Source organism: Lactobacillus helveticus DSM 20075 = CGMCC 1.1877 (assembly GCF_000160855.1).
Lineage (GTDB): Bacteria > Bacillota > Bacilli > Lactobacillales > Lactobacillaceae > Lactobacillus > Lactobacillus helveticus.
This window is the reverse complement of sequence record NZ_GG700752.1, coordinates 33,794-35,736: the sequence shown is the minus strand read 5'-3', so window position 1 is coordinate 35,736 and position 1,943 is coordinate 33,794. Positions and strand designations below refer to the sequence as shown.

Annotated in this window: 4 protein-coding genes; all 4 read left to right on the top strand. The window is 37.9% G+C overall.

Annotation, left to right across the window (positions count from 1 at the left end; translation table 11 throughout):
* Positions 1 to 800, top strand: an 800-nt coding sequence (locus HMPREF0518_RS10480) for an SIR2 family NAD-dependent protein deacylase (RefSeq protein ID WP_003624829.1), incomplete at its 5' end; no start/stop codon positions are given.
* A gap of 69 nt (positions 801 to 869) precedes the next feature.
* A complete protein-coding gene (locus tag HMPREF0518_RS10475) occupies positions 870 to 1,094 on the top strand; it encodes a hypothetical protein (protein WP_003624827.1) in 225 nt (74 codons plus the stop codon).
* A gap of 9 nt (positions 1,095 to 1,103) precedes the next feature.
* Positions 1,104 to 1,430, top strand: coding sequence for a TetR/AcrR family transcriptional regulator (locus tag HMPREF0518_RS11010; RefSeq protein ID WP_003624825.1), 327 nt, complete (start codon positions 1,104 to 1,106; stop codon positions 1,428 to 1,430).
* A 21-nt stretch (positions 1,431 to 1,451) separates the two neighbouring features.
* Positions 1,452 to 1,691 (top strand): hypothetical protein, encoded by a 240-nt coding sequence (locus tag HMPREF0518_RS11005; RefSeq protein ID WP_307913980.1) that lies wholly within the window; start codon positions 1,452 to 1,454, stop codon positions 1,689 to 1,691.
* The last annotated feature ends 252 nt before the right edge of the window (positions 1,692 to 1,943 follow it).

Genomic DNA, 1,943 nt, shown 5'->3' with positions numbered 1-1,943 from the left:
TAGATGAATTAATTAAGCATGTAAAAGATGCAGATGCAATTGTTGTTGGTGCAGGAAGCGGTATGTTAAGAGCTACTGGTCTTGCTTTTTGGTATGAAGATAGTCCGCTATATATGGACAATATGAAATATTTTGCTAAAAAGTATGGCTTTAATGGCTTGTTCCAAGGTTTCTATAATCGTTTTGAATCTGAAGAAGAGCACTGGGCATTTTTGCTTGAACTTTACAAGATGATGAATGAAATCCCACCACAGAAGCCGACTTATGAATACTTGAAAAACTTGATTGGAGATAAACCTGTTCATTATGTAACTACTAACCAAGATTTCCAAATTGACCAGAAGCAGATCAACGCCTTTCAAGATTTTATTCAAAAATATGAAGATAAGAAGTTAGTCGTACTTGAACTTGGAATTGGCCCACGCAACCAAGTGATTAAGGTTCCAAGTATGCAATTAGTTGCAGCTGACAGAAATAGTCGCTACATTACGATCAACAAAGGCGAGTTGAATATTCCAGATATCATTGCAGACCGCAGTATTGGTTTTTCTGCCTCAATTGGTGATGCATTTAAGGAAATTATGACTGGTAAAAGTCATGGTGCTACAACCCAAGGTCCAACTAAGCCTCAACCTAAACCAGAATTAACACCAGAGCAAAAGGCTGAACAAGCTAAAGTTATGCAGCAATTTTATCCTGACTACATGGTAGATAGCGGCATTCGTCCTAGCAGTTTTCCAATGTATTTGACCATTGATCAAAAGCATCCGTCATACTTGCATACGGTGCAATATGGTTAATCAATGATGTATTCAATCGGGGATGCCGCAATTGTTCACTGCTTTACTCAAGATGGGTAATATTATAAGGTGCGTCTCGGTCTTGATAAGAGCAAAGATGAGGTTCACGGCTTTTACGTTGATCCAGGTACTTTTACCGCTATTGAGGATAGCAACGATGCGGGAGTTGGCTTTTCACAAATTAGCATTGAAATTCCAAACAATGGTGATGGTGCAATTTTAGTGCCAAAGAAAGACAAATTGTTGCAGATGCTCCCAGAGCAAAAAGATATTATTGAACATTTTTGCGTTTAGAGAAGAATTATGAAGAAAAGAAAAACTGATCGACGTACGCTTTATACGTTGGGACTAATTAAAGATGCTCTTTTGAAATTAGTTGATGAAGAATCATATTCTAAAGTTAATATCGCGCGGATTTGTCGTGAGGCTGGGATAACGCGATCAACATTTCATGTGCATTATTCCTCGGTGACTGATGTCTTGAACGATGTGCTAAATGATGCGTTGTTGCTGACAGAGACAAATCCTGTCCCCTTTTTTGCTGGAAACGGGAAATCGCTGGATTATCTGAAAAGCAATGAATCGTTAGTACCGGCCTGCCAGCGGATTGGGGATGCTGGTAAATATTAAAAATTATTGATGGATCCCGATTTGAGCGAATACATCATTGGCAGAATCGTAGTGAATGAGCGAGACACGGTTTTGCCAGCTGTGATTGAAAAAACGCACCTTCCAAGAGAAGATGCGGAAACATTATTTAGATATGTGATTCATGGTTCGTTTGAGGTTAACCGCGCGCATAATTTTGTGAAAGATGAGAAATGGCCCCATGATGTCCAGATGTTGAATGAGTTTGCGGAAGCTGGATATGAGCGGTTGAGTAGGAAGTAGAATAATAAAGATGCATTGAGGTGACTTGATGCATCTTTTTTTGATGCGTTTAGAAGAAAGAAGCGTATATTTTAAGTAATAAGTTTTTATAGTAGGTGAGTAAATGTTATTACATATAGGTGTTTCGTATAAAACGGGACCTCAGGCTAAAAAAGAAGCACAGGAAATTTCTGATACATATTATATTTCTGAAGATGATGATTCTTCGAAAAATTATTTTATTGAAACCCATTTAAAAGATGGAAAGAAAAA